General features: G+C 64.0%; 22 protein-coding genes. 10 read left to right on the forward strand and 12 right to left on the reverse strand.

Annotation, left to right across the window (positions count from 1 at the left end):
- The 3 genes from ACHFFR_RS04215 to ACHFFR_RS04225 form a co-directional block, all read left to right on the forward strand.
- Positions 1-493 (forward strand): HAD-IC family P-type ATPase (locus ACHFFR_RS04215; protein ID WP_394263029.1); only part of this gene is annotated, 493 nt, incomplete at its 5' end.
- 469 nt (positions 494-962) lie between these two features.
- Positions 963-1709 carry an SAM-dependent methyltransferase gene (locus ACHFFR_RS04220; protein ID WP_394263030.1) on the forward strand — a complete coding sequence of 249 codons (747 nt, stop codon included), beginning with the start codon at positions 963-965 and terminating at the stop codon, positions 1707-1709.
- A 55-nt stretch (positions 1710-1764) separates the two neighbouring features.
- On the forward strand, positions 1765-2487 hold the full coding sequence (locus ACHFFR_RS04225; RefSeq protein WP_394263031.1) for a hypothetical protein: 723 nt from the start codon (positions 1765-1767) through the stop codon (positions 2485-2487).
- Positions 2488-2589: 102 nt separating this feature from the next.
- Here the strand turns inward: ACHFFR_RS04225 and ACHFFR_RS04230 are convergent, their stop codons facing one another.
- From ACHFFR_RS04230 to coaE, 4 genes are all read right to left on the reverse strand, one after another.
- The gene (locus tag ACHFFR_RS04230; protein WP_394263032.1) at positions 2590-3762 is read right to left on the reverse strand and encodes a Cna B-type domain-containing protein; all 1173 of its coding nucleotides are present in this window, start codon (positions 3760-3762) and stop codon (positions 2590-2592) included.
- A gap of 165 nt (positions 3763-3927) precedes the next feature.
- The gene (locus ACHFFR_RS04235) at positions 3928-4554 is read right to left on the reverse strand and encodes a hypothetical protein (RefSeq protein ID WP_394263033.1); all 627 of its coding nucleotides are present in this window, start codon (positions 4552-4554) and stop codon (positions 3928-3930) included.
- On the reverse strand, positions 4535-5047 hold the full coding sequence (locus ACHFFR_RS04240) for a hypothetical protein (RefSeq protein ID WP_394263034.1): 513 nt from the start codon (positions 5045-5047) through the stop codon (positions 4535-4537). Before ACHFFR_RS04240 ends, ACHFFR_RS04235 begins: the two co-directional genes overlap by 20 nt.
- 90 nt (positions 5048-5137) lie before the next feature.
- A complete protein-coding gene (coaE, locus tag ACHFFR_RS04245; RefSeq protein ID WP_394263035.1) occupies positions 5138-7483 on the reverse strand; it encodes a dephospho-CoA kinase in 2346 nt (781 codons plus the stop codon).
- A gap of 250 nt (positions 7484-7733) precedes the next feature.
- Between coaE and ACHFFR_RS04250 the strand changes: the two genes are divergently transcribed.
- On the forward strand, positions 7734-8831 hold the full coding sequence (locus ACHFFR_RS04250) for an FUSC family protein (protein WP_394263036.1): 1098 nt from the start codon (positions 7734-7736) through the stop codon (positions 8829-8831).
- Positions 8832-8899: 68 nt separating this feature from the next.
- Here ACHFFR_RS04250 and arfB read toward each other — a convergent pair whose 3' ends face one another.
- Together arfB and ACHFFR_RS04260 are read right to left on the reverse strand one after the other, a co-directional pair.
- On the reverse strand, positions 8900-9349 hold the full coding sequence (gene arfB / locus ACHFFR_RS04255) for an alternative ribosome rescue aminoacyl-tRNA hydrolase ArfB (RefSeq protein ID WP_394263037.1): 450 nt from the start codon (positions 9347-9349) through the stop codon (positions 8900-8902).
- Positions 9350-9359: 10 nt separating this feature from the next.
- Entirely contained in the window at positions 9360-11099 is a 1740-nt protein-coding gene (locus ACHFFR_RS04260; protein ID WP_394263038.1) for a thiamine pyrophosphate-binding protein, read from the reverse strand.
- A gap of 343 nt (positions 11100-11442) precedes the next feature.
- Here ACHFFR_RS04260 and ACHFFR_RS04265 point away from each other — a divergent pair, with 343 nt between their 5' ends.
- Positions 11443-13128 carry an ABC1 kinase family protein gene (locus ACHFFR_RS04265; RefSeq protein ID WP_394263039.1) on the forward strand — a complete coding sequence of 562 codons (1686 nt, stop codon included), beginning with the start codon at positions 11443-11445 and terminating at the stop codon, positions 13126-13128.
- 114 nt (positions 13129-13242) lie between these two features.
- Positions 13243-13683 carry a YtoQ family protein gene (locus tag ACHFFR_RS04270; protein WP_394263040.1) on the forward strand — a complete coding sequence of 147 codons (441 nt, stop codon included), beginning with the start codon at positions 13243-13245 and terminating at the stop codon, positions 13681-13683.
- Between the two features lie 40 nt (positions 13684-13723).
- On the opposite strand, the gene ACHFFR_RS04275 is transcribed toward ACHFFR_RS04270, so the two are convergent.
- Positions 13724-14713: a DNA topoisomerase IB gene (locus tag ACHFFR_RS04275; protein WP_394263041.1), complete on the reverse strand. Its 990-nt coding sequence runs from the start codon at positions 14711-14713 to the stop codon at positions 13724-13726.
- Between the two features lie 142 nt (positions 14714-14855).
- On the opposite strand from ACHFFR_RS04275, the gene ACHFFR_RS04280 reads away from it, so the two are divergent.
- Positions 14856-15641 (forward strand): class I SAM-dependent methyltransferase, encoded by a 786-nt coding sequence (locus tag ACHFFR_RS04280; RefSeq protein WP_394263042.1) that lies wholly within the window; start codon positions 14856-14858, stop codon positions 15639-15641.
- Between the two features lie 49 nt (positions 15642-15690).
- Here ACHFFR_RS04280 and ACHFFR_RS04285 read toward each other — a convergent pair whose 3' ends face one another.
- From ACHFFR_RS04285 to ACHFFR_RS04295, 3 genes are all read right to left on the reverse strand, one after another.
- Positions 15691-17490 (reverse strand): DUF222 domain-containing protein, encoded by a 1800-nt coding sequence (locus ACHFFR_RS04285; RefSeq protein ID WP_394263043.1) that lies wholly within the window; start codon positions 17488-17490, stop codon positions 15691-15693.
- Between the two features lie 461 nt (positions 17491-17951).
- On the reverse strand, positions 17952-19202 hold the full coding sequence (locus ACHFFR_RS04290; RefSeq protein WP_394263044.1) for a Glu/Leu/Phe/Val dehydrogenase: 1251 nt from the start codon (positions 19200-19202) through the stop codon (positions 17952-17954).
- Positions 19203-19449: 247 nt separating this feature from the next.
- Entirely contained in the window at positions 19450-20043 is a 594-nt protein-coding gene (locus ACHFFR_RS04295) for a nitroreductase family protein (protein ID WP_394263045.1), read from the reverse strand.
- A 350-nt stretch (positions 20044-20393) separates the two neighbouring features.
- Between ACHFFR_RS04295 and ACHFFR_RS04300 the strand changes: the two genes are divergently transcribed.
- The 3 genes from ACHFFR_RS04300 to ACHFFR_RS04310 all read left to right on the forward strand — a co-directional run bounded on the left by ACHFFR_RS04300 (position 20394) and on the right by ACHFFR_RS04310 (position 22461).
- Positions 20394-21332, forward strand: coding sequence for a serine hydrolase domain-containing protein (locus tag ACHFFR_RS04300; protein WP_394263046.1), 939 nt, complete (start codon positions 20394-20396; stop codon positions 21330-21332).
- 97 nt (positions 21333-21429) lie between these two features.
- The gene (locus tag ACHFFR_RS04305; protein ID WP_394263047.1) at positions 21430-21882 is read left to right on the forward strand and encodes a carboxymuconolactone decarboxylase family protein; all 453 of its coding nucleotides are present in this window, start codon (positions 21430-21432) and stop codon (positions 21880-21882) included.
- 33 nt (positions 21883-21915) lie between these two features.
- Positions 21916-22461 carry a GNAT family N-acetyltransferase gene (locus ACHFFR_RS04310; protein WP_394263048.1) on the forward strand — a complete coding sequence of 182 codons (546 nt, stop codon included), beginning with the start codon at positions 21916-21918 and terminating at the stop codon, positions 22459-22461.
- Positions 22462-22654: 193 nt separating this feature from the next.
- Here the strand turns inward: ACHFFR_RS04310 and ACHFFR_RS04315 are convergent, their stop codons facing one another.
- A complete protein-coding gene (locus ACHFFR_RS04315; RefSeq protein ID WP_394263049.1) occupies positions 22655-23263 on the reverse strand; it encodes a response regulator in 609 nt (202 codons plus the stop codon).
- Entirely contained in the window at positions 23256-24377 is a 1122-nt protein-coding gene (locus ACHFFR_RS04320; protein ID WP_394263050.1) for a sensor histidine kinase, read from the reverse strand. The genes ACHFFR_RS04315 and ACHFFR_RS04320 overlap by 8 nt, the downstream gene beginning before the upstream one ends.
- Between the last annotated feature and the right edge of the window lie 19 nt (positions 24378-24396).

Consider the following 24396-nt stretch of genomic DNA (forward strand, 5'->3'; position numbering starts at 1 on the left):
CGCCGAGGTCCTGCCCCAGGACAAGGACACCAAGGTCACCCAGTTACAGGAGCGTGGCCTGAGCGTGGCCATGGTCGGCGACGGTGTCAACGACGCCCCGGCCCTGGCCCGCGCCGAGGTCGGCATCGCCATCGGGGCCGGTACGGATGTGGCGATGGAATCCGCCGGAGTGGTCCTGGCCAGTGACGATCCCCGGGCAGTGTTGTCAATGATTGAGCTCTCGCGGGCCAGCTACCGCAAGATGATCCAGAACCTGATCTGGGCCTCTGGCTACAACATCCTCGCCGTGCCGCTGGCCGCCGGAGTGCTCGCCTCGATCGGGTTCGTGCTGTCCCCGGCCGTGGGCGCGATCTTGATGTCTGCCTCGACCATCGTGGTGGCCCTGAACGCCCAACTGTTGCGCCGCATTGATCTGGATCCGGCTCACCTGGCTCCGACCGAGTCGAAGGAGGAACACACCACGCCTACTCCGGCATCCACCGCCGTCCACTGATCCACTACTTCTCTCCACTGCCCCCATATGACCCTGAAAGGCTCCACGATGAAGCGCACCCTTGTTCTTTCCGCTCTCGCCGTGGCCTCCACCCTGGCGCTGGCCGCCTGCGGTGAGGCCACACCACGTTCGGGCGGGATCTTCCGCCGGCGATTGCGGCGTGGGCGCAGGCCGATCGCTGGCAGGAAGCCGACGTGATGCGCGCCCAGCTTTCCCCAACCGTCGAACTCATCTCCGAGCGGCGGCGCCCGTGGCTGCCGTCCTGCGAATGGTTGAGCGCTTCGTGATGGGGAGGCTCGGCCGGTGAATCGCTTCGCCACGATCCATCTAGCCACGCGCCGCCCGTCCGATGCCCTTCCCGGAAAACGCGAGGATACATGAACGACGACGACGCCCCCCCGCACGCCCCGAACCATTCAGCGCCTACACCACGCCCGAGTTCTGGGACGATGCGCATATTTCCCAGCGAATGCTCGACCATCACCTCGACCCAGATTCATCGCTGGCCTCCCGCTCGCACGCATCCATCGACGACTCGGTGGCCTGGATTGCAAACAGCCTGAATCTCCGAGCCGGCTCCCGCGTGCTCGATCTCGGCTCCGGGCCGGGGCTGTACGCGGCGCGGCTGGGGGCACTCGGTATCGCCGTGACGTGCGTCGATGTCTCCGCACGGTCGCTTGCCCACGCTGGCGGCGTCGCCGACAAACTCAACCTGCCCATCGCCACGGTCCACGGCAGTTACCTCGACCCGACCCTTGACCTCGGTGACGGCTACGACGCCGCGCTACTCATCTACGAGGACTACTGCGCCATGAGTCCAGCTCAACGCGCACTGCTGCTCGCACGCGTGCGGGAGGCACTGCGCCCCGGCGGCCACGTCCTGTTCGACGTCACGAGCGCCGCGCGGTTCGACGTCGTCGCGCAGCAACGCACCGAAGCCGAGAATCTCATGAACGGATTCTGGGCGAGCGAACCCTACACGGGCGTCCACGAGACCTTCACCTACCCCGACCTTCGGCTCGTCCTCGAGCGTTACACGATCCGCTCCCGCGCCGGCACCCGCGTCTTTTGGAACTGGATGCAGTGCCTGAAACCGGAAGAAGTCCGCAAGGAATTAGCGGCGGCCGGGTTCGGCGACGGCGAACTCTTCGGCGACGTCGCAGGATCCACGTACGACGCCGACAGCCCGACTTTCGCCGTACGTGCCAGCCGGTGAGGGGCACCTGTACTATGAGTGGAGACTCGAGTAGCGCCCAGTGGAGGGGACATCGATGACTGAAACGTCGGGATACGGCGAGATGACGACGCGGGAGCGCGACGAGGGAACGACGCCAGAACGTGGCGACGCAACGACGCCCGAGAGGGGTAGTGGCGGCGGGTTCATTAAAGGTACGCTGCTCGGGTTCTTTTCCTTAGCGTTCCTACTCGTTCTCGGCTTGCTCATCTGGCAGACGATCACGGGCGCCTCGCTCTTTGGCTCGGTGAAAGAATCGCGTAGCGAGCTGGTGGTCAACTCCCTGACCCTCGAGGAAGAGGTCGTGTTCCTCAGCTTGGGCATTCAGGGAATCACCGAGGAGAGCACCCACTCCACTCTCTTTGGTCAGCGCGTACCGGGCAGCGGGCGCACGACCTTCCTCCAGTACAACTACAACGCCAAACTCGGGATCGACGGCCGCGACGTGACGATCGAGGAAACCGGCGAGAACTCGTACCTCGTGACGATTCCTCCGTTTGAGTTCCTCGGATACGACGACGCGAAATTTGAGACGATCGTCGAGGACAACGGGCTGCTGAGCTTTACGACGCCGGAGATCGATACGGCGACGGCGATCACCGAGATTCTCGATAGCGACACCAAGATGGAGCACGTCGCCACGAACGAGGAGATACTCAAGCACCAGGCAGAGGCGTTCTACACCGGCATTATCGCGGGCATTGATCCGGAGATCGAGGTCGAGTTCGAGTTTGAGCCGACGTTCGACGTCGCACCGTAAAGGGTGTGAGGGGAAAGAAAGGTGGGGGTCACGAATTCGCGGCCCCCACCTTTCGGTTCAGCCAATCTGAGAATCTATCTCAGACCGTGCACCTGCTCGCCGTTAGCTCTCGCTACGTGCGCGCCGTGCTACTAGTGCGCCACCGGCGACCAGCAGGAGGGCGAGCCCGATAGCGGGCACCGTGCCACTCATACCCGTCTTCGACAGCGGGCCATCCGGCGTCGGAGTCGGACTAGGTGTCGGCTCGGGCGTCGGGGTTGGCTCCGGCGTGGGCTCGGGCGTGGGCTCCGGCGTGGGCTCGGGCGTCGGCGTCGGCGTCGGCTCCGGCTCGGCCGTGTTGGTCACGGTCAAGAGGCGGTCCTCGCCGGTGGATACTGCCACGGTGCTGGTGTAGCCGGGTACGGGTGTTTCGATCACGGAGTAGGCGATCTGTGCCCCGTCGCGGTACTTGGGTAGGTCAGTGAACGTGTAGGTCCACAGGCCCTCTTCGTCGGGTGTGAGCGTGACGGGTTCGCCCACGGCCGTCGTCGTGCCATCGTCTGCGACTTCCACGAGCTGGAGCTCGATCGACTCAGGCAGGCCCTCGGTCAGTGGCTGGCCCGCCTGGTCCACCCAAACCTTCTCCAGCGGAACATCGATCGGACCAGCGGTATTGGTCATGTTCACCTGATACTTGCGATCCTCGAGGGTGCTCTTGACGATATCCACCTCGAAACCGGGCACAGCCGATTCTACAACGGTGTAGTTGAGCTCAACGCCGTCGCTGTATTGCGGAAGATCGAGGAAGTCGTAGCTCCACGTCCCGTCCTCGCCAGCTTCGACGCGAACCGGATCGCCAATCGGCGTCTGGACGCCGGCAGCGTCCTCGGTCACCAACTGAACTTCGATGAACTCGGGCAGCGACGTGTCGGCACCGTCGATGACGACGCCGTCCTGGTCCTGCCAGGCCTTGTCCAGATAGAGGTCGACCTCGGGCTCGCCAATCGTGAGGTGGCCATTCGATCCGATACCCGCGCCGCGAGGTGCCTTGTTGCCAGTGATCAGAAGATCTCGGCTCTGCGCGGCAGCCGCGCGGGCGTCGTCGGTGGTCACAGCGATGAGTCCCTGCTGGAAGAGGGAACGGTTCTTAAATACCTGCTCCTCGCCGGGGTTCGCCGGATCGAATCGTGCGCCTGCGTTGTCGAAGTGGTAGGCAACGCGCCCGCCGCCGAGTGTGTGCGGGTTTGAGAACGATCGTATCGAAAAAGTCTCGTACCCGCTAAGAGAACCGGGCAAATGCTCATCTAGCGGACAGAACCACCGAACCTGCACATCCGAGCATGAAAATGACCCCCGCTGCCCGGCAGGGGTCATTTTTCGGGATTCACCGCCTCATGGAGCCAGCAGCGCCAGCTCCACGGCCGAGCGACCTTCGGTGATAGTTATCTAATACCGCGCGTCCTAATACCGCGCGATTCCGAGGAGTCCCTCCGAAAGCTCGGCGGGCGCGAAGTGTGCCTCGCCGCCGTTCGCGAGCGTGTTCACCACAATAGCGTTCAGCTGGTTGTAGTTCGCGTCAGAGGCCGGCGCCGCAAGGTCCACGGAGTCCCGGTTAACGAGCACCGACGCGAGACGGCCCTGCTCCGCAAACGCCGCAATCTCGGTCGAATCGAACACGGCACGGCGAGACGACCGGGCGTCGTCGACCCGCCCAAGCAAGTCCTCGCTCGCCCTCGAGTTCCACGAGGTGATCGCCTCATGCCCGGCCTCCACGAGCTGCCCGGCGTCGAGGTGATCCGGATTCCCCTCGATCGTCGCCTCCACCACCGGATCCCAATTCAGGATCGAGCGCAGCAGCGGAGCGTTGTCCGCCACCGTGGCCAGCAAGAGCGGCTGGCGTGCCGGGGCGGGGATGCGCTCCTCGAGCCCGTCAACGACCGCGCGGGCGAACCGCTCAAGCTGGACGTCGTCGGCGTGCGAATCGCCGCCGTGCCCGTGGTAGCTCACCTTGTCGGTGCCCTGCCCGGCGAACTGTAGCTGGGTCTGATGGTCGCGATCCTCGTAGAGGTCATCTTCGTTGACGGGCATGTCGCCCGGATCGAGCTGGGCGATGCGGGTGCCGTCGGTGCGGAAAGAGGCGGACCTTGTTCGGGGAGAACGTCAGCAGGTGGAGTTGGCCGTCGTGAGACAGCTCGTCGATGAGCGGGACGAGGTCCCAGTTCGCATCGACGTACGTCTTTTCGGGCAGGTCGGCGTAGAGGCGGAAGATGTCGAGCCGCTCGGCGTCGAGAAGGATAAGAAGGGAATCGGCCTGCTCCTGCCAAAACTCCGCGTCGTTGTGAAGCTCGCGAAGCGGCAGCAACCACTCCTCGGCCTCATCGGCGGCGAGGCTCCCAGCGTCCTGAAGCTGCTCGAACGCGACGTCGAGAAGGTTGCGGAGCCGAATCGGGTTCTCGCGGACTTCGCGCCCGGCGCGCTCGGTCGGCATCATCAGCGTGAGGCCGACGCCGCCCGTGGGCGGCGCACTCAGCGCATCGGCGTCGAGGATGTCGATCGGGTGGTTCGTGGTCATGGGTGCCATGGCATATCTCCTACAAGGTAGCTGTCATGCATCACGCGACACTTTGCCGCACGGCGGGTCACCCACCCTATCAAAACCGGAGATCCGCACCTACGAGTTCTTTGCAGCCTCCGCCACCTGCTCGGCCCAGAACTCCTCCACCGACGCGCGAAGCTGTGCCAGATCGCCGTCGTTATCGATCACATAATCGGCCAGGCCGCGCCGCTCGTCCTCGTTCGACAGCGCGTCGATGCGGTCCCAGGCCTCCTCGGGCGTGAGCCCCATGCCCTCGAGGCGCTCGCGGCGCATCTCCATCGGGGCTTCCACGTTCAAGATAATGTCGAAGCGCGGGCGCGTGTTGGATTCGACGAGGCGTGGATAGTCGACGACGACGATCGCGTCGTCTCCGGCCCGTTCGCCTTCGTCCACGGCGGCTTGCCAGACGCGCGCATGCACGATGTCGTAGAGCTTCTTGCGCGCCGATTCATTGCCGAAGATGTAGTAGTCCATCTTCGATCGGTCCACGCGGCCGGCGTCGTCGAGAATCGCGGAGCCGAAGGCGTCCCGGACCTCGGAGCGGATCTGCTCGTCCTCGCTCAGGAGCTGGTTGACGATGCGGTCGAGGCTGATCACGACGGCGCCGTGCTGCGCGAGCATCTCGCCCACGGCGGTGACGCCCGCGCCGGTTGGGCCCGTCAGGCCGACGGTCACCTTCGGGCGGTTGAGCTGCGATTCGACCCACGCGCGGGTCTGTGGCTGGAAGAGGTCGTATTCGGGCTCGGTGCCCACCTCGTATTCGGGGTGGAGCGTGTACGCCTCGGAATCGAGGGTGTTGTCGGCCTCGCGGCGCTGGTACTCCTCCGGCGGAAGAACGCGCTTCCACTGGCGCGTGTTCATTGGCTTGACGGCGCCGGCGTCCTCGCGAAGCGCGCGGATGACCATGAAGATCTGCGCGAGGGTCATGAGGATGATCGGGAAGCCAATCACGATGATGACTTCCTGAAGCGCCGCCAGGCCGCGTTCACCCGACGTCAGCACGATCGCCGCACACACCGAACCGATCGCGATCGCCCAGAACAGGCTCTGACGCTTCGGGGCGCCTTCCTCGTGACCGTTGGCCATCGCGTCCATGACGAGCGCGCCGGAGTCGATCGAGGTAATGAAGAACAGGGTGATGACGCCGAGGGCGACGATCGAGGTCAGGGCATAGAACGGGTAGTGGCCGAGGAACTGGAAGAGCGCCGACTGCACGTCACCCTGTTCGACGATCGTCTGCGTAAGGTCGCCGCCCTGGCCGGCCACGGCCGTGGAGCGATCCTGCACGAACCCGTTGTAGCCGTAGATCGCCATCCAGATGAGCACGAAGCCCGACGGCAGGCCGAGCGAGGCGAGCACGAACTCGCGGATCGTGCGACCCTTGGAAATTCGGGCGATAAACATGCCGACGAACGGCGCCCACGTCACCGTCCACGCCCAGTAGAACACGGTCCAGCTGCCGGACCACGAGCCGCCGCCGAAGGTGTCGTTGAAGAATGCGAGCACGGGGAAGTCGGAGATGTAGCGGCCGGCGGATTCGACGATCGCCCGCATCGTGTCCGTCGTCGCGCCGAACATGAGGATGAATACGAGAAGGAAGATGGCCGTGAGGATGTTGGCGTAGGACAGGCGCTTGATGCCGCGATCCATGCCGGCGAGCACGCTCATGATGCCCACGGAGGTGATCAGCGCGAGAATCGCCGCCTGAACCCAGCCGGCGACCGGCACGCCGAGCACGTAATTCAGGCCAGAATTGATCTGGAGGGAGCCCAGCCCGATCGACACCGCTAGACCGAACACGGTTCCAACGATCGCCACGATGTCGATGAGTTTGCCCCAGCGCCCGTGGATACCGTCGCCGAGGATCGGCTGGAACGACGACGAGACGCGCGGCGGAAGCTTGCGCTTATACGTGAAGTAGCCGAAGGCGAGCCCTGGAACGATGAGGATCGCCCACATGTGAATGCCGAAGTGGAAGTTCGCGATGCTAAGTGCCTGAAGGGCGGCCTCGTCCGTGAACGATTCGGTGCCGGCGAGCGGCGGGTTCGCGTAGTGGTTCATCGGCTCGGCGACGCCCCAGAACATGAGCACGGCGCCGACGCCGGCCGCGAACAGCATTCCGAACCAAGCCAGGCCGGAGTACTCGGGCGTGGCGTCGTCGTCACCAAGTTTCACGCGCCCGTACCGGCTGAGCGCCAGCGTGACGGCCGCGATGACCATGATCGTGACGGCGACCGTGAAGAGCCAGCCCGCGTCGAAGCGCAGGAACGTGGCGACGGCGCCAAAGGCCGATTGCACAGGCTGGGGGAACAGGCTCATCGCGAGCGTGAAGACGATGACGACGAGCGCCGATCCAAAGAAGATTGAAGGTGTGGTTCGAAGGCCGAGTTGGTCAGACAGTTTGTGTGCTGCGGTGGACACGGATATGAATCCCTCAGTTGACTGGCAAGAACTGGCAAAGAACTCGTGTCCTTCGCGGCACTTACCCTAACAACAGCCCGCGGAGGCGTTCAATTGTGGGCGGTGTACCGTTGCGCGACTCACGATCGGGGCAAAGCCGGATGTCGTTGCGTGCCAAACGGCTCGGGCGTAGATCCTGGATAGGAATTAGCTGGGTCTCGAGCGGTCACGCACTCGCCGTAACCCAGCGCGCGAAAGCACGGAGGCAAGGATGGCAAACCCTGGCTGGGATCGCCTGTGGCGCATCGGGCCGCCCGTCATGTCGGTGCGCGACCGCCTCAGGCTCGGCCTGGCGACCATCCTCATTTTGGTGGGCTCAGCACTGCTCGGGCGATTCATCGACGGGCTCCTGATCGGACTGGGAACCTATACGGTCCTCTTCGGCGCCATTCCCAGCAGACCACACCGGGCGCGCGTCATGGCGAGCGCCGGAATCGGGCTGATAGCCGCGGTGGGTGTGGGTGTTGCGGTGTCGTCGTCGTTGGCGTTGACGCTCGGAGCCTTCGTACTCGCGGCCTTCGCGGGGCTCGCGCTCGATACTGCGATGAGGCTCGGGCCGCCAGGGCCCTACTTTTTCGTGCTCATGGTCGGTGGCGGCACGATCATCGGCCGGGCGGGCTTGGGCGTCACCGACGTGGTCGCGCCGCTGGCCGCCGGCGCCGTCGTCGCTTTCATTGCCGCCGTGCTTGGTGCGGATAAGACGGGCAACGCTTCGCCAGATACCTCCGCCACGGCAGATACCTCCGCCTCGCCAGATACCCCCGCCTCGCCAGATACCCCCGCCACGCAGAGCTGGGCGCGCTCCTTCCGCGAGCGCCTGACGTGGCCGCATCCCGAAGCGGTCACGTTCGCGCGCGTCGTCGTCGCGGCAACGCTCGCGTTTGCCATACCAGTCATGGCGGGCGGCACGCACCCGTTTTGGGCGGTGCTCGTCGCGGTGCTCGTACTCTCATATCCCGGCGGCCGGCGCATTCAGGTCATGCGAGCGATTCACCGCATTCTCGGCACCGCGCTGGGCTTCCTCGCGTACTGGGGCTGGACTCTGATTCACCCGCCCGACGTCGTAACCTTCGCCGCGATGGACATACTTCTATGGATCACGATGGGTCTCGCCGCGCGCAACTACGGGCTAGCGTGCATCGCCATCACGCTACTCGCCCTCATGATGACCCAGGTCCTCACCCCGGACATCCACCCGGCCACCCTCGCCGGCGACAGATTGCTGACCTCCATCATCGGCGCCGCCGTGGTCGTCGTCGTCATGATCGTCATCCAACCTCGAAGACGCCGAGCCGCAGAAGACGCCTAGCCCCAGTCGCCCGGTTAGCTCGGGTCGCCCGGTTGGCTCGAGTCACCCCGCTAGGTCGGGTCACCCGGCTAACTGACGTCGCCCGGCCGCACCCGCCGTCGCATCGCTTTGACTTCGGAGCGCCGGCGCTTCGCGTCGAGCCTGCGCCGGACCGAGGCCCGGGTCGGCTTGGTTGCGCGCCGCTGCACCGGCGGGGCGAGCGCCTCGCGGATCACGCTTCCCATCCGCTGGCGCGCCTCTTTCCGGTTGCGCATCTGCGAGCGATGCTCGGAGGCGCTAATAGTCAGCACGGTGCCGTCGAGCCGGGATTCGAGATTCTTGAGCACGCGGCGCCGTTGGGCCGGCGTCAGCGACTCGGTGGCGGCGAGGTCGATCGATAGCTGCACCTTCGTGTCGGTGGTGTTTACGCCCTGCCCACCCGGCCCCGACGATTTCGCGAAGCGCTCCGCCAGCTCCGACTCGGGAATCGTCAAGCCACCGGGCACCCCGGGCCCGGGTTCGATTCGCACGTCGTTCATGCTGGCAAGCCTAGCGCCCATCTTCGGCGGCGATTCCGTGCTGCACGATTTCTTCGAAGAAGCGCGCGATTCCTCGGCGGATTTTCAGATCGACGACGACGAAGCCCTCGGCCGGATGCGCATACACCCACTCCGCCAGCTCGGCGACGTCCTCCTCCGCACGCACGGTAATTCCCTCGCCTCCGAGGGCGCGGCCAATCGCGGCAAAGTCGCGGTCGCCGATTTCGGCCATGGTCAGCGAAAGCGAGCGCGGCTCGAACTGGTGCCCCTCGGCGCCGTAGCCCGCATCGTTGAATACCACCGCGATCTTGCGCCCGGGCGCATCGGCGAAAGTGACGAGGTCGGCCAACGCCATCTGCAGGCCGCCGTCGCCGGAGACGAGCACGGTCGTTCGATCGGGGCGGGCGTAGGCGGCTCCGGCTGCGGCGCCGGTGCCGAGCCCGATGCACTTGTACGCGGTTCCCGCCTGCACGAACGCCGCCGGATCCGGAACCTCCCAGAAGACCGTCGGCCACCCGAGGAAATGCCCGCCGTCGGAGACCACCGTGCGCTCGCGGGGGAGCGCCTCGTTGAGCGCCCGCGCGGCGATGTCGGGATCCACACGCTCGCCGGGCGAGCGGTCCTTGGTATCGAAGGTGGGCGTGAACTGCGCAATCTTCGACCAATGTGAGGGTCCTTCGAAGGGCCGCCAGGTGCGATCCGCGGTCGCGGCGTCCATGCCGGCCAGCGCGCTGTCCACGCGACTCGCGAGTTCGTCACCGAGCTCCGCGGCGTCGGCCAGCAACGTGATGTCGGCGCGCGGGTGGAACTGGGTTTCGTCGAGGATGGACTGAATGACGACGGCGTCGTCGGCAAAGCTCGCGCCGAAGCGCATCGTGAACGGGGTGAGGGTGGTGCCAACGGCGAGCACCACGTCCGCCCCGCGAACACGCTCGGCGATATGTTCTTCGGCGAAGCCCCCGATCCCGCCGAGGTTGCGCGGGTGATTGCCCCACAGATTCCGGGCGGCGGCCGTCGTGGTGAGGTCGGCGCCGAGCAGGTCCGCGAGTCTCTCGAATTGCGGCACGGCCCGCGCCGCCCAGACCCCGCGGCCGCCCAGAATGAGGGGCCGACGTGCACCAAGGAGGGTTTCGACGATCCGTTCGAGCGGTTCAGTTGCAATATCCGGCGACGACGGCGTCACCGCGGCCAGGTCGTCCGCGTTCGGCTCGGGTGCGGGTTCCGTCACGAGATGCTCGGCAATGACGAGCGCGACCGGGCGTGATTCGGTCAGCGCCATCTCGACGGCGCGCTTAACCGTCGCCGCCACGGGTGCGTAGTTATCAGCGCCGTGCTTACCGTGCTCGTGGTCACCGAGCCCGTGCGCACCAAGCCCGAACGCTGGCACGCCCAAAGACTGCAGGTGGGCGAACTCGTCGATGTCCCACGGTTTGGGCACCGCGCCGCGCCCACCGGTCACGAACACGAGCGGGATCCGGGCTTTGACGGACGCGGCCAGGGCGGTCAGCGCGTTGGTGAAGCCGGCGCCGTACGTCGTCGTCGCGACGGCGAGTTTGCCAGACGTCCGGAAAAACGCATCCGCCGCCGCGACCGCCCCCGATTCATGCCGCACGGGCGTGACGGGTAGGCCCGCGGCCTCGGCGTGGTGGAGGAAGTGCGCGTTGCCCTCTCCCATGATGCCGAAAACATGGGCGGTATGCGCCGCGAGAACGCGAGCGGTGACGGACGGAATCGTTGCAATTTCGGGCATCGGTCAAGCTCCTCGACGTTGAGAATGTTGGAGCAAGATTAACTCACGTCGGCGCGCAGTCGACAGGTGACGGGACGAGGATCCAGCTCGCTTGCCAGCGGACCGGCCAGACTAGTCAGCGGACCGGGCAGACTCACTAGCCAGCTCGCCACACTCACCAGCCGGTTTGCCAGATTCGCCCGCCGGTTTGCCAGATTCGCCAGCCGGTTTGCCAGATTCGCCCGCCGGTTTGCCGGACAGCTCGCCAGCGCCCCGAGCGGCCCACCGATGAGCCACATATTCGAAGTTTCCCAGAATCGGCACACGCCGCCGCGCGCCGATAACTCGCGTATATGCTTCCGCTATGCCTGAAAAACTTTCCCGTCTGAGCGATCTCGTCAAACTACTGGTCCGCCACGGCGGCGCTGGGCTCCTGAGCGCGAGCAGCGCCGACGAGTTTCTCACACAAGCCGACGAGCAGGGCGACGCCGGCGAAGGCCCCGAGCGGCTCGCCGCCGACCTCGAATCGATGGGCCCCACGTACATCAAGCTCGGCCAACTCCTGTCCACGCGCCACGACCTCCTGCCGCAGGCATACACCGACGCGCTCGCGAGGCTTCAAGACGACGTCGAACCCATTTCCGCCGACGACGTTCGGGCGATCATCACCCAGGAACTCAAGGCGGACGTCCGCGCCCTGTTTGAAGAGTTCGACGACGAACCGCTGGCGGCCGCCTCCCTCGGCCAAGTCCACCGGGCCCGCACGAAGACCGGCAAGGACGTCGTCGTGAAAGTACAGCGGCCCGACGTGCGGGAAACCGTTCGGGACGACATGGAGCTGCTGACCCAGGGTGCCGGCATGATCGATACGCGCACGTCGCTCGGGGAGCGGATCGGCACGGCGGATTTGCTGGCGCAGTTCCGGCGGTCGATCGCCGACGAGCTCGATTACCGCAAGGAGCTCGCCAACCTCGAAAAGTTCGCCGAGCTCGTCGAGGACGAGGGGATCCTCGTGGCGCCGCGCCCGGTGCGCGATTACAGCACGTCGCGGGTGCTGACGATGGAGTTCATCGAGGGCCGCAAGGTCACAGACATTTCGCCGGTGGGGCTCCTCGACATCGACGGCACGGCGATGGCGGGCGCGCTCTTCCACTTCTTCCTCGACACCCTGCTTAACCACGGCATCCTGCACGCTGACCCGCATCCGGGCAACCTGCTCGTGACCCCGGAGGGGCAGCTCGCGCTCATCGATATGGGCATGGTCGTGCGAGTCCCGCGCCGAGTGCGCCAGCAACTGGTGCGCGTGTTGCTCGCGATCGGGGAGGGCGACGGCGAGGAGGTCGCCAACGTGCTGGGTAGCATGGGGCATCCGCTCAGCGACTTCGATGCGGCGGCGTTCCGCGACGACGTCAGCCACCTGGTTTCGAGCGTGCTCTCGCTCGGTAAGGACCTGCAGGCGGGCTCGGTGCTCGTCTCGCTCGCGCGGATTTCCGGCACGCACGGTCTTCGTCCGCCGGCCGAAATGTCGATGATCGGCAAGGCGCTGCTCAATCTCGACCAGGCGGTGGAGCACCTCGATCCGCACTTCGTGCCGGCCGAGGCGATCCGCGAGAACGTGGCAACGCTGATTACGTCCGGGTTTTCGATTTCGAACGGTAGCGCGATTGCGGCGGCCCTCGAGACCAAGGAGTTCGCCGCGAATCTTCCCCGGCGTGCGAACCGGATCATGGACGCGCTGTCAAACGGCGAGCTCACGATGCGGGTAGACGCCCTCGACGAGGACCGGCTTCTTCAAACCATGCACCAGGTGGCGAACCGGTTGACGGTCGGCCTCGTGCTCGCGGCGGTCACGATCGCGGCGGCTCTGATGTCGAATATCGATACGGGCCCGCAGATCCTGGGCTATCCGGCGGTGTCGCTGATTTTCTTCGTGTTCACGGCCATCGGAGGGCTCGTGTTCGTCGGCCAGATCTTCCATCAGGACCGCCGCACCAAGCGGCGAGCGAAGCGAGCCGAAAAAGAGTCACGCAAACAGGTGGGGGAGCTTTAGGCTCCGTGCCGCCGTCGCCGATGTTCGCCACGTGCGGAGATTGCTAGCGGTTCGCGGGCGCCTCGATACGCTGGAAAGACGCTCAACGCCGACTGTTTCACCGAGGAGAACCACATGACCTTCACCGTTTATCTTGCAGGCGAGATCCACTCCGATTGGCGCCACGAGGTCGAAGAGGGTGCGCGGGTGGCCGGACTCGACGTCACGTTCACGAATCCCGTCACCGACCACGAGGCCTCCGACGCCGCCGGCGACCACCTCGGCGACGCCCCCGAGGGCTTTTGGCGCGACCACCAGTCCGCAAAGGTCAACGCCATCCGCACCCGCACGCTCATCGAGGAGGCGGACCTCGTCGTCGTCCGCTTCGGTGACAAGTACAAGCAGTGGAACGCAGCGTTCGACGCCGGCTACTGCGCCGCGCTCGGCAAGCCGTACATCACGTTGCACGGCGAGGACATCGTCCACCCGCTCAAGGAGGTCGACGCCGAGGCACAGGCTTGGTGCACGACGACCGACCAAGTCGTCGAGACGCTACGCTACGTACTGCGGCCGTAGCGAATTTCGGTGACGGCTCGAGTTACGGCCACGGCTCGAGCTACGCCTTCAGCAGTTTCAACAGCGCGCTATCGGGCGAGCCTTTCAGTGACATGACTTTGCCCTTCTCGAACAGGTCGATCACGCGCGGGTTGATATAGGAATCCCGGGCAACCGTTTCCGTATTGTGGAGCAGTTCGGAGGTTGCTTCGATCGCGATTTTGACGGCTTCCGGCGACGTCGTCCCGGCCTTATGCGCGCGAGCGAGCGCCTCAGCCGCGGCACGGGTGCCCTGCCACGTCCGAAAATCTTTGGCCGTGAATTCGAGGCCGGCGATATCGGTGAGGTAGTCGTTGACGTCGGCGGCCGAGATGCCTTGCCAGGTCCGGCGGCGCCCCTCCTGAATCGGATAGCACACGGCGGGCGCGCTGCGCGGATTCTTCGGCGCCTCGGAGAAGAAGTCGGCGAGCGCCTGATCTTTGATGACGATGTCCCACTCGCTTTGCGACTTACCTCGGAAGGTCAGATGCACGTTCGGTCCCTCGACCTCCACGTGACGCCGCTGTAACGTCGTCGCGCCAAAGGCTTCCAACTGGCCGGAATGCTCGGATCCGCCCACGCGCAGCGAGCCCTTGTCCATCAGCCGTACGGCGGCAGCCAACGCGCGCCGCCGCGGACCGTCGCCCTCGGTCTTGCCGGGTTTGAGGTCACGGGTCACGGCGCGGCGCAACGACGGGAGCTCGGCCCCGAACGCGAGCGACTTCTCGAATTTCGCCTCGTCGCGCTCTTCGCGCCACGCCGGGTGGTACAGGTATTGCGTGCGCCCGGCTTCATCGATGCCGGTGGCTTGAATATGCGCGTTGTGCTCGGAGGCGATCCACACCTGCTTCCATGCGGGCGGGATCACCAATCCGCGAATGCGTTCGAGGGTGTCCTCGTCGGTGATGCGCTTGCCGTTCGCGCCCTTGTACGTGAAGCCGGTGCCCGCGCCCTTGCGCGAGATGCCGCCTTCGCCGGGAGTGACGTTAACAAGACCGTGTCGAGCGGGCATGGGTGTTCCTTCGGGTCGTGGCGTTCGGTGCCGGTTCAGCGGAGCGGGGGCGTTCCCTGCGTTTTACGCTATGCGACGCCGAAAACCGCGGCACGCAATTCGGCTTGTGGCGCACCACGAGGCGTCCGGTAACGTAAGCGCCATGACTGATTCTGATGTGGCTGCTGAATGGGATGCTCGGTACGCGACGAAGGGCCAGGTGTGGTCCGGGAACGTTAACCGGCTGCTCCCGCGGGAGGTCGAGGGGCTCGAGCCGGGCACCGCACTGGACGTGGGTTCGGGCGAGGGAGCCGATTCGATCTGGCTCGCCAAGAACGGCTGGGACGTGACGGGCGTCGACATTTCTGCGGTGGCAGTGGAGCGGGCGGCGGCGCTCGCGGCGCGCGAAGGGGTAGCGATCGACTTCCTCGCAGCCGACATTTCGACGACGACGGGACGCTTCGACCTCGTCTCCGCCTTCTTCCCCTCGGTCCCGTCGGACTCGGACATGCTCGAGCACATCCTCGGGCTCGTCGCGCCCGAGGGCACGCTTCTGTTCGTGCACCATGTGCATCCGGATCCGGAAAGCGCATCGGGCTACCGGCCGCATCGCCCGGGATTCATGAGCCCCTTCGACGTGCTTGCCGAACTCGAAGCGCTCGGCGACGAATGGCGAGTGGACAAAATCGAAGTCGTCGAAAACGGCGATGACCACGGCGGACACCATCATCACGGCGGGCACCATCATCACGGCGGGCACCATCATCACGGCGGGCACCATCAATCCGGCTCCGACCACCGCCGCGAGCCTGAGCATCGTCACGAGCATGGGCATCACCACGAGTCCGAGCACCGGCATGAAACTGAGCATCACCACGAGTCCGGGAAATACCGCGGCCTCGGTCGTCACCATCAGTTTGACGCCGTCCTGAAAGCCACCCGCATCTGATCAACCCCGGTGATGCGGAGGTTACCAATCAGCTAGCGGAGGTTACCAATCAGCTAGCTGCCTGGGAGCGCATCGTCGGTTCCGGGAAAGCGCCGGTCGGCTCGGTGAAGTCGCCTGCTTGCTCGAGATGGTTCTCGGGGTCGCTGAGGTAGACGTCGTCGAACAGTGACATGGTCTCGGCATCTTCCCCGTTGAGGGGATACTCGTCGGGCGTGGGCACAGTCCACCCCTGGTTACCGTGATCGGCCAGGTGACCGTGATCGGATAGCTCGCCGTAGTCAGGCTGGTGACCGTGATCGGGCAGGTGACCGTGATCGGGCATGTGGTTGTGGCCGGGTAGGTAGGCGTGGTCAGCCGGGTAGGCATGGTCAGCCGGGTGGGCGTGGTCAGCCGGGTGGGCGTGGTCAGGCGGGTAGGCATGGTCAGGCCGGCGGTCGTGAGGGTCGGCAATTGGATTGCCGTATTGGTCGACGAACAACCAGCCGCGTTCGTAATGCTTGATCGTGATGTTGTCTTGATGCACCTTCTCGTGGTGGAACCAGCACAGCATGACGAGATTATCGATGTCAGTATTCCCACCGTTTTGCCAATGTTGGACGTGATGAATATTTGAGCTTTGATACGGCTGGTCACAGCCCGGATATCGGCAAGATCGGTCGCGAGCGATGACCGCTCTGGCCTGTTTCGGTGTACATGTTCGCGAAATCCGGCCAACGTCAACTTCCGCCGACCCCGTTCCCAGCACGATGCGCGCAATCTTTGAATCGCAGAGCAACATTTGGAGCTGTGACGGCGTCAGTGGCGTGCCGTTGTCGAGGGTGGCCGGATCGAGACCGCGGAAGTTGGCAGCGCCAATGCCTGAGGGAATCACAGCCTTGAGGCGACCCAACTCCGCGACGACCTCGCCGTCAGCGCCGGCGTCACTCGAGCCGTCCAGCTCGCACGTGGCTGGATCGGCGGCTTCACGAGCGCGCAGACCCGCAGTGACCAAGGTGTCGAAATCGACGAGCGCCGACACGTGGGGGACCACGCGAGCAGTCGGCTGCGTATCGCCGTACTGGGTGACTTTCGTGAAGATATTCAACAGAGCTCCCGCGCGACGCTCGTTGTAGGCGCGCTCGTCTCCGGTTTCCTTCCGACCCATCGCCGCGGTCAACATGGTGTTAACCATCTGCCCGTTCTTATCCGTCAAGAAGCCGTTGAGGACCCAGCCGCCGTCCTTTTCAAACATGTTCAAGACCTGCTGACGCGCCTCCTTAGCCGCCTCGCGCTCTTGAGCCACAGGCGCGTGCTTGATCGTCCACGCTTTCACATGGCGGTAAAAGCGCTCGACACTCATGGTCAGTGCCGCTTCGAGCAGGGCAGCCTCCCCGTCGACAGGATCCGCTAACTGCGCCTTCAACGTCGGGTTCTTGATCGCGTTTCGGACGGCATCGATGTAGGCCGTGCTGAGACGCCCGGCCTTCGCCTGTTCCATAAACAACGGTAAATCCTCGCGCATCGCCTTGGCACGTTTTACGCCTTCGCGCGCATTCTGCCGCGATTGCTGTGTTGTCTGGCTTTCGAATTCACCGAGCGTGCGGGTATCGCCGCCCTCCCACTCCTTGTTGTGCGAGACCAGGGCAAGAATGTCACTGCGGATCGCGCCAAGCCGGATCTTCTGCGTGGCGAGCTCCTTCAAGAGCGCCAACCGCGAATCCTTATCCAACTCACTCACATCGAGCTGCGTTAGTACATCGAGCCCTTGAATCACCATCTCAATCCCGTAGGTGGCGAGATCGAAGGCCAGCCCAGACCCCTCCGCCTCAGATGATTCCGAGGCAGAGTCAAGACCAACAGGGGATAGCACTTCGCACACCTCCTTCGGTGTAGTCGGCGGATTCGCGCCAATGGATGAATCCGCGCGGAAAGACAGCAATTCAACCGGTCGACGAACAACCTCCGGCGCGTTATGCCGTGTTTTCGGGACCTACATCAATTCTAGAATCTGCCTCCGAAAGCGGTTTTTGGCATCCACAGCAGTGTCGGAAAGGTCTGGTTTTGGTGACGTCGTCGTGGCTGTGGATATGTTTATGTACCCGCCATCTCTGGCCAATCAGGCGGGCTAACCACTCCCCGGCTAACCACTCCGCGGCTAACCACTCCGCGGCGAACCGGTCCGGGACCACCCGGCAGCCACCCCGCAGCCACCCCATAAAAAAGGGTGCCCCGACCACCAGGCCGGGGCACCCCCATCAGTTACGTACAAGCACGGCCCGCACGCGCACCGCACGCGCACCGCCGCACGTCACCGCCCGCACGCGCAACCCATCACGGGAACAGGCCGCGCATCTTGTGCGCATCGAGCACGCGCTCCACCGCCATGGACACGGCCGCCTCGCGCAGGTTCACGCTGTGCTCCTTGGAGAACTCCACGACCTCATCCCACACGGCGAGCATCGCAGCCTCCTGCGACTTTTGAACGCGCTCGAGATCCCAGAAGAAATTGTCGCGGCTTTGCACCCACTCGTAATACGACACGAGCACGCCGCCGGAATTCGCCAGAATATCGGGCACAACCATGACGCCCCTCTCGTTGAGGATGGCGTCGCCCGAGCCCGTCGTCGGCCCGTTTGCGCCTTCGACGACGACGCGCGCCTTGACGTCAGCCGCGTTGTCTTTCGTGATGACGGCTTCGATAGCCGCGGGCACGACGGCGTCGACGTCCAGTAGCAGCAACTCCTCCGGATCCATCGCCTCGGCGCCCGCAAAGTCGACCACCTTACCGGTCTCATCCACGTGCTCGCCGAGCGCGTCGGTGTCGATGCCGTCCGCGTTGTAGATCGCGCCGAACACGTCGGAGATTGCCACAACCTTCATGCCGGCCTTGTCCATGAACCGGGCGGCACCGCGGCCGACCTTACCGAAGCCCTGCACGGCGACGGTGGCATCATTTTCCTCGATGCCGAGGTGGCCGAGCGCCGCGCGCGTCGTGAAATACACGCCCAGCGACGTCGCCTCAGCTCGCCCGAGCGAACCGCCAAGCGAGACCGGCTTTCCGGTCACGATGCCCGGCTGGGTGTAGCCCACGGCCTGCGAGTAGGTGTCCATAAACCACGCCATCGTTTGGGCGTCGGTGCCCATGTCGGGCGCGGGGATGTCAATATCCGGGCCGATCACGGGGAACAGCTCGTGCACGTAGCGGCGGGTGATGCGCTCGATCTCAGCCTTCGAGTATTCGGCCGGATTGAAGGCGATGCCACCCTTCGCGCCGCCGTAGGGCAGGTTGAGAAGCGCGGCCTTCCACGTCATGAGCATGGCCAGCGCACGAACCTCTTCCATGTCCACGCGCTCCGAATAGCGCACGCCGCCCTTGCCCGGGCCACGGCTCCAGTTGTGCTGAATGCGGTAGCCGCGAAGGACGGTCTTGGTGCCGTCGTCGCGCTTGACCGGCACAGCCACGGTGATTTCGCGGCGGGGTGTGGCGAGTAGTTCGTAATCGTCGTCGCTGAAGCCGAGGATTTCTTGCGCCCGCTTGAGCTGGGCTTTGGCGTCATCATAGGGGGTGGGAGTTGTGGTCACGTTCTGCCTCCTTGCTGTGAACATCTCAACCCATCATAAGTAATCGGAGGCTGACGACGTAACAGTTCGATTGACGACGCCGTCCGCGCGGCTCGCGTCGAAGCCGCGCCGAACCTTCGCCGCGCCCGGCGCGAAACCAATACCGACACCCGACGCAAAAAACCGGCGACCCCGCAGAACTCTCCACGGGGTCGCCGGTTATGCAGCACCTGCTCGCGCAGGCTTACGCGCGCTTAAGCAGGCGCACTTACGCGATGAAGACCTGCTCTTCGGGGTCGATGGACGGCTTGTCCGTGCCCGGCTCCTCGATGGAGCCAAACGGCATCTGGGCGAGCATCTCGTAGTCGGCCGGAAGGTCAAGGAATTCGCGGATCTTGGCGTCAAAGCCCTGCTTGAACCCGACGTTGTAGTGCTGGAGCGAGGTGCCAAGGCCGAGGTCGGTCATGAGCAGCCACACGCCGAACGCGGCGATGCCGTGGTTGTTCTCCTTGTAGAGCTCGTTGCGGTCCGGGCTCATGCCCATGTTTTCAACCTTCTCGCGGCTCTCGAACATGAGGACCGTGCCCAGGCCCTTCTTCGCCTGCTCGAAGCGCGGCGCGAAAAACTCGTACATCTTGGGGTTCATCGCAACCTTCTGGTCTTCGTGGAGCATGTCCCACACCTGGTCGTTCTTATCACCCGTGACGACGACGAAGCGCGTGGTCTGGCTGTTACCCGCCGAGGGGAAGCGGCCAGCGACGCCGCGAAGTGCCTCGACGACGTCCTCCACCGTGTGCTCGGTGTTCCTGCCAATTTCGTAAACCGAATGACGCTCGTGGATGAGATCCGTAAATGCTGACATGCCAACTCCTGTTGCTCAAAACTAAACGTGGAAAGTAATTGAAACTTCTACTAAATAGTTAAGCATAGTCGCCCGCCCGTGTGAAACTTTCGAGCGGTGGAATCGGTCACCAGTGCGTGGGCGCCGTGCGCGACGACGACCCAACGACGACGGCCCAGCGACGCCGCCGGCCCGCCCTAACGACGCCGGAAACCCGGGTAACCCACCAAGCCCGCTGATACCCTGAATGTACGTGGCGCTGGCGCAACCACCCGTGCCCACCCACCGGCACCTTCCCACCAGCACCAGCGCAAACCCCGACACCAACCCCGGCGCATCACCACCCAGACGTAAAGACAGTGAGGACAACCATGGATCAGCAACAGTTCGACGGTTTGGTCCGTCTATTCGAGAGCGCCACGGACGGCGAGGGCAACCCGCTCAACATGCACTACCTGCTGATTAAGCAGGGGGAGCGCGAATTCTTCCACGCGTTCGGCGGGCGGACCGAGCCCTCCGACATCCGCTCGCTGTCAAAGACGGTCATGGCCCTTATCCTCGGCACGCTCGTGGAAAGCCGAGACGACATCAGCGAGGACACCCCCGTCTGGCCAGTCCTCGAGCCGCTCGCCACGCTCACGAACGAGGACAACCGCCCGCGCCTGGAGCGCCTGAAGATCAAACACCTCATGAACCACACGATCGGCTTCGATCGCATTCTCATGATGCGCGGCGACATCGCGGACATGGACCCTGCCAATTACCTCGACTACATCGTCAACGAACCCATCGCGCACGAGCCCGGCACCCACTACCTCTATTCGAACGCGGGCTTCTACCTCATGTCGATCTTCCTGCAGGAATTCCTCGGCGAAGACCTCGAGGATTACGCCACCCGCGCGCTGTTCACCCCGCTCGGAATCACCGACTTCACCTGGGAGCGCTACGGAAAGTATCTCGCCGGCGCCACCCGCCTGTGGCTGCACCCCCGCGACATCCTCAAGATCGGGGAACTCTTGATGGTTGGCGGTAAAGGCATCGTCTCGTCGGCATGGATCGAACGGATGAAACAATTCACCGAGTTCACGCCGGATCAGGACACCCCAACTAATCCATACTTCCGCCGCTGGGCTTACGGGTCGAGCCTTTGGCTAAGTAAAAAGAATGGCATCTATTTCGGACACGGAACCGACGGGCAAAGTCTCGTGATCGTGCCAGACCGGGACGCCGTCGTCGTGACCACCGCCCATCAGGCGGACGTCACACGCCTAGAGGAGCTGGTGGACAAGGCAATCGCGCTCCTCTATTAGAACTGCCTAATCGGCAAAACGGATACCATGAGGAGGGTGCCTTGTGTGAGAGCGTTACCACCCCGTACCGGGCGTTGACTGAACACGTGGAGGAATCATGAAAAGGCTGTACATCGACAAGGTGCATCCGAAGGTTTTTCGCGCGCTGTCGGCGGCGTCCCAAGAGGCAAGCGACGCGGCGACGGCGGCCGGGCTCGGCCTCGATCTGATTGAGATTTGTAAGGTGCGAGCCTCGCAGATCAACGGCTGCCTCATCTGCATGTCGATCCACACGGACGTCGCGCGCGAGGCAGGAGTCACTCAGCGCCAACTCGATCTCATCACAGGGTGGCGCGAAGAAAAGTCGCCCTTCACGCAGGAGCAGCGTGCGGCACTGGCACTCACCGAGGAGATCACGCGCGTCGACGACGATTTAGCCATGGATCGCGCCCTCGAGCTCGCCGGCGGACTGTTTACACCCGAGCAGGTCTCGGCAATCTCATGGAATGTCATCATGATCGGCGCACTCAACCGGCTTTCGATCGTTTCCGGCCATCCGCCACGCCGCTAGCTTCAGCTCCGATCTGCTCGATAGTCTGTGGATATGACTCAACGAGAGACTGAACCAGAAACGAACTCCACCCGCTTTGGCAATGAGGTTGACGGCAATGGGGTTCACGGCGATCCGGTCCACGGCGATGCGATTCTCAGGCGTGCCTCTCGTGAGGACCTCGAGGTTGTTGTCGAGATGCGGGCCGTCATGTTCGAAGCGATGGGCGCGAAGGTGGAACCGGGCTGGCTGGCTCCAGCTCGCGCGTGGTTCGATGAGCACTTTGACGACCCCGATCTTGGCATCTTTCTCATCGAACTCGAGGGTGAGGTTGTGACCTGCGGTGTTGGGCAGATTCGACGGACGATTCCTTCGGCCGGGAACTGGTCGGGAGTGGACGTGTACGTCAACACCGTCGTGACCCGAGAGGCAGCCAGCGGGCGAGGCTTTGCATCGGCCATCACCAAAGCCGTCATGGATTGGGGCCGAACGCGTGGCGCTACCCGTGCCGAACTCATGGCGTCGCCGGCCGGGCAGTCCATCTACGAATCACTCGGCTTCACAGACTTCGGTAACCTCGCGATGCGCGCACCGCTGTAAACCACCGTTCGTCGCTGCCCTTCGCCGCCGCCGCCCGCGCCGCCGCCGGCCGAGCCGGTCCTGTTCGTCGGGCTCTATCTGCCGCAAAGGCGAGGGTTTTTGGTCAGGTGCGAGGGGTAGTTCCTCTCGCGTTTAGCTAGGACCCCTCGCGTTTGTGAGTGCAAGCCGAACCCGTGCGCCTACCCGTGCCGGCCTATCCGATCCACCCGTTGCGCCGCGCAATCTCCGCCGCCTCATGCTTCGAGCGTGCGCCGAGCTTCGTCTGAATATTCGACAGGTAGTTACGCACGGTCCCTTCGGCGAGGTGTGTGCGTTTGGCGATGTCATAAACCGGAAGTCCAAGTGCCGCAAGCTCCAGCACGTCGGACTCACGGGCAGTGAGGGGCGAATCTCCGGCGGCAATAGTGTCGGCAGCCAGCGTGGGATCGATCGCACGCTTGCCCGCATGCACGTCTCGGATCGCCCGGTTCAAATCCTCGGCGCGCACATTTTTTGGCAAGAATCCACGGGTGCCACTCTCGAGTGCCTTCTTCAGATAGCCGGGCCTCGCGTGCGACGTCAAAATCATCGTCGCCTTCGCCCCGCCGTTCGCCATCAACTTCTGAGCGGTCTCGATACCGTCCATTCCCGGCATCTGCAGATCGAGAATTGCCACATCGACGGGCTCCGCAGCGAGCCGAGCAACGGCATCCTCGCCCGAAGAAAACTCCGCCACCACGTCCAGCTCCTCATTGAGGCCGAGCAGCGTTGCCAGCGCTGAACGCACCAGCACTTCATCGTCAACCAACGCAACCCTAATCATGGCTCCACCTTACTTCCACGGTGAACTCATCCTCGTCCCGGCCCCAGGTCAACTGCGCAGGCTCCACCCGCCGCGCCAGTGATTTCAATCCGGTTCCGCCCGTCATCGAATCGCCACGAACACCATCGTTCGTCACCCTTACACCAGCCAGATCCAGCGTTATGTCGACCCGGCGCGCCTCTGAATGCTTCAAGATGTTCGTCGCAGCCTCGCGGATTACGTATGCGGCCGTCGTCGTGAAATTTTCCGGAACGTCACCGATAACGACGACGTCGGCGCCTGCGGCTTCGAGCAGCGACACGGCGCCGGCCAACTCGGCCTGCAAAACTGGAACGTCGTAATGGGTGATCATATGACGAAGGTCGCGCGTGGACTGGTCGGTGACATCCAAGATGTCGTTGAGCGTGTGCGACACGTCCTTACCCTGCGCGTTTAACTGCTGCGCAATCTGGGTGTGGAGTGAAATAGCGGCGAGGCGTTGGCCCATTATGTCGTGCAAATCTGCGGCGAATCGGAGGCGCTCCTCGGTCACACGAACCTGCGATTTTGCCACTGCCGCATCCTCCATTACTCGAAAGACCGACAGGTACCAGACCGTCGTTTTGTAGGTGCCCCACTGCGACGCAGCGAAGATGGCGACCAGCGCGGCCAACGCCCCTTCCACATCTGAGGCCACCGCAAACCCCGTCATCAAACTCACCGGAATTAATCCCAGCCAGCTGGGTGCAATGGATGTGATGAGTGAAGAAACCGGCACCGCCACTGATACGAGAGCCGCTGGCAGATGTGCCCCGTAACCGAGAATAGGGAAACCCACCACGATCACCAGGAACGGAATCGACATGATGGCAACGCTTCGCCAGTCCCTTGGCAGCTCCACACCTTTGCGTACCCATCGCGCATACACGGCGGTGGACGTGACGATTTGCAGCGTCATCGCTCCAACCACGGGCGGGTGCGAAAAGATTTGATCGGGAAACGCGAAACCGTAGAGCAATAACCACGACAGGAACGACAGGAGCGGAACTGCGAGGATAAGCATCCACTCGAATAGCTGGTACGCCCTTTTCGTTTTGTTGTGTTCAAAAGAATCAACGGGGTGGAAACTCCACATTTAGGCCCTCCTGGAAGTA

The sequence above is a fragment of the Trueperella sp. genome (assembly GCF_043424875.1).
Classification (GTDB): domain Bacteria; phylum Actinomycetota; class Actinomycetes; order Actinomycetales; family Actinomycetaceae; genus Trueperella.

What these genes read in the sequence shown, in the direction of transcription:
- ACHFFR_RS04220 (WP_394263030.1), top strand. Translation starts at nt 963, where the DNA reads ATGCTCGACCATCACCTCGACCCAGATTCATCGCTGGCCTCCCGCTCG.
- ACHFFR_RS04225 (WP_394263031.1), top strand. Translation starts at nt 1,765, where the DNA reads ATGACTGAAACGTCGGGATACGGCGAGATGACGACGCGGGAGCGCGAC.
- ACHFFR_RS04235 (WP_394263033.1), bottom strand. Translation starts at nt 4,554, where the DNA reads ATGCCCGTCAACGAAGATGACCTCTACGAGGATCGCGACCATCAGACC.
- ACHFFR_RS04240 (WP_394263034.1), bottom strand. Translation starts at nt 5,047, where the DNA reads ATGGCACCCATGACCACGAACCACCCGATCGACATCCTCGACGCCGAT.
- ACHFFR_RS04250 (WP_394263036.1), top strand. Translation starts at nt 7,734, where the DNA reads ATGGCAAACCCTGGCTGGGATCGCCTGTGGCGCATCGGGCCGCCCGTC.
- arfB (WP_394263037.1), bottom strand. Translation starts at nt 9,349, where the DNA reads ATGAACGACGTGCGAATCGAACCCGGGCCCGGGGTGCCCGGTGGCTTG.
- ACHFFR_RS04260 (WP_394263038.1), bottom strand. Translation starts at nt 11,099, where the DNA reads ATGCCCGAAATTGCAACGATTCCGTCCGTCACCGCTCGCGTTCTCGCG.
- ACHFFR_RS04265 (WP_394263039.1), top strand. Translation starts at nt 11,443, where the DNA reads ATGCCTGAAAAACTTTCCCGTCTGAGCGATCTCGTCAAACTACTGGTC.
- ACHFFR_RS04270 (WP_394263040.1), top strand. Translation starts at nt 13,243, where the DNA reads ATGACCTTCACCGTTTATCTTGCAGGCGAGATCCACTCCGATTGGCGC.
- ACHFFR_RS04275 (WP_394263041.1), bottom strand. Translation starts at nt 14,713, where the DNA reads ATGCCCGCTCGACACGGTCTTGTTAACGTCACTCCCGGCGAAGGCGGC.
- ACHFFR_RS04280 (WP_394263042.1), top strand. Translation starts at nt 14,856, where the DNA reads ATGACTGATTCTGATGTGGCTGCTGAATGGGATGCTCGGTACGCGACG.
- ACHFFR_RS04295 (WP_394263045.1), bottom strand. Translation starts at nt 20,043, where the DNA reads ATGTCAGCATTTACGGATCTCATCCACGAGCGTCATTCGGTTTACGAA.
- ACHFFR_RS04300 (WP_394263046.1), top strand. Translation starts at nt 20,394, where the DNA reads ATGGATCAGCAACAGTTCGACGGTTTGGTCCGTCTATTCGAGAGCGCC.
- ACHFFR_RS04305 (WP_394263047.1), top strand. Translation starts at nt 21,430, where the DNA reads ATGAAAAGGCTGTACATCGACAAGGTGCATCCGAAGGTTTTTCGCGCG.
- ACHFFR_RS04310 (WP_394263048.1), top strand. Translation starts at nt 21,916, where the DNA reads ATGACTCAACGAGAGACTGAACCAGAAACGAACTCCACCCGCTTTGGC.
- ACHFFR_RS04315 (WP_394263049.1), bottom strand. Translation starts at nt 23,263, where the DNA reads ATGATTAGGGTTGCGTTGGTTGACGATGAAGTGCTGGTGCGTTCAGCG.
- ACHFFR_RS04320 (WP_394263050.1), bottom strand. Translation starts at nt 24,377, where the DNA reads ATGTGGAGTTTCCACCCCGTTGATTCTTTTGAACACAACAAAACGAAA.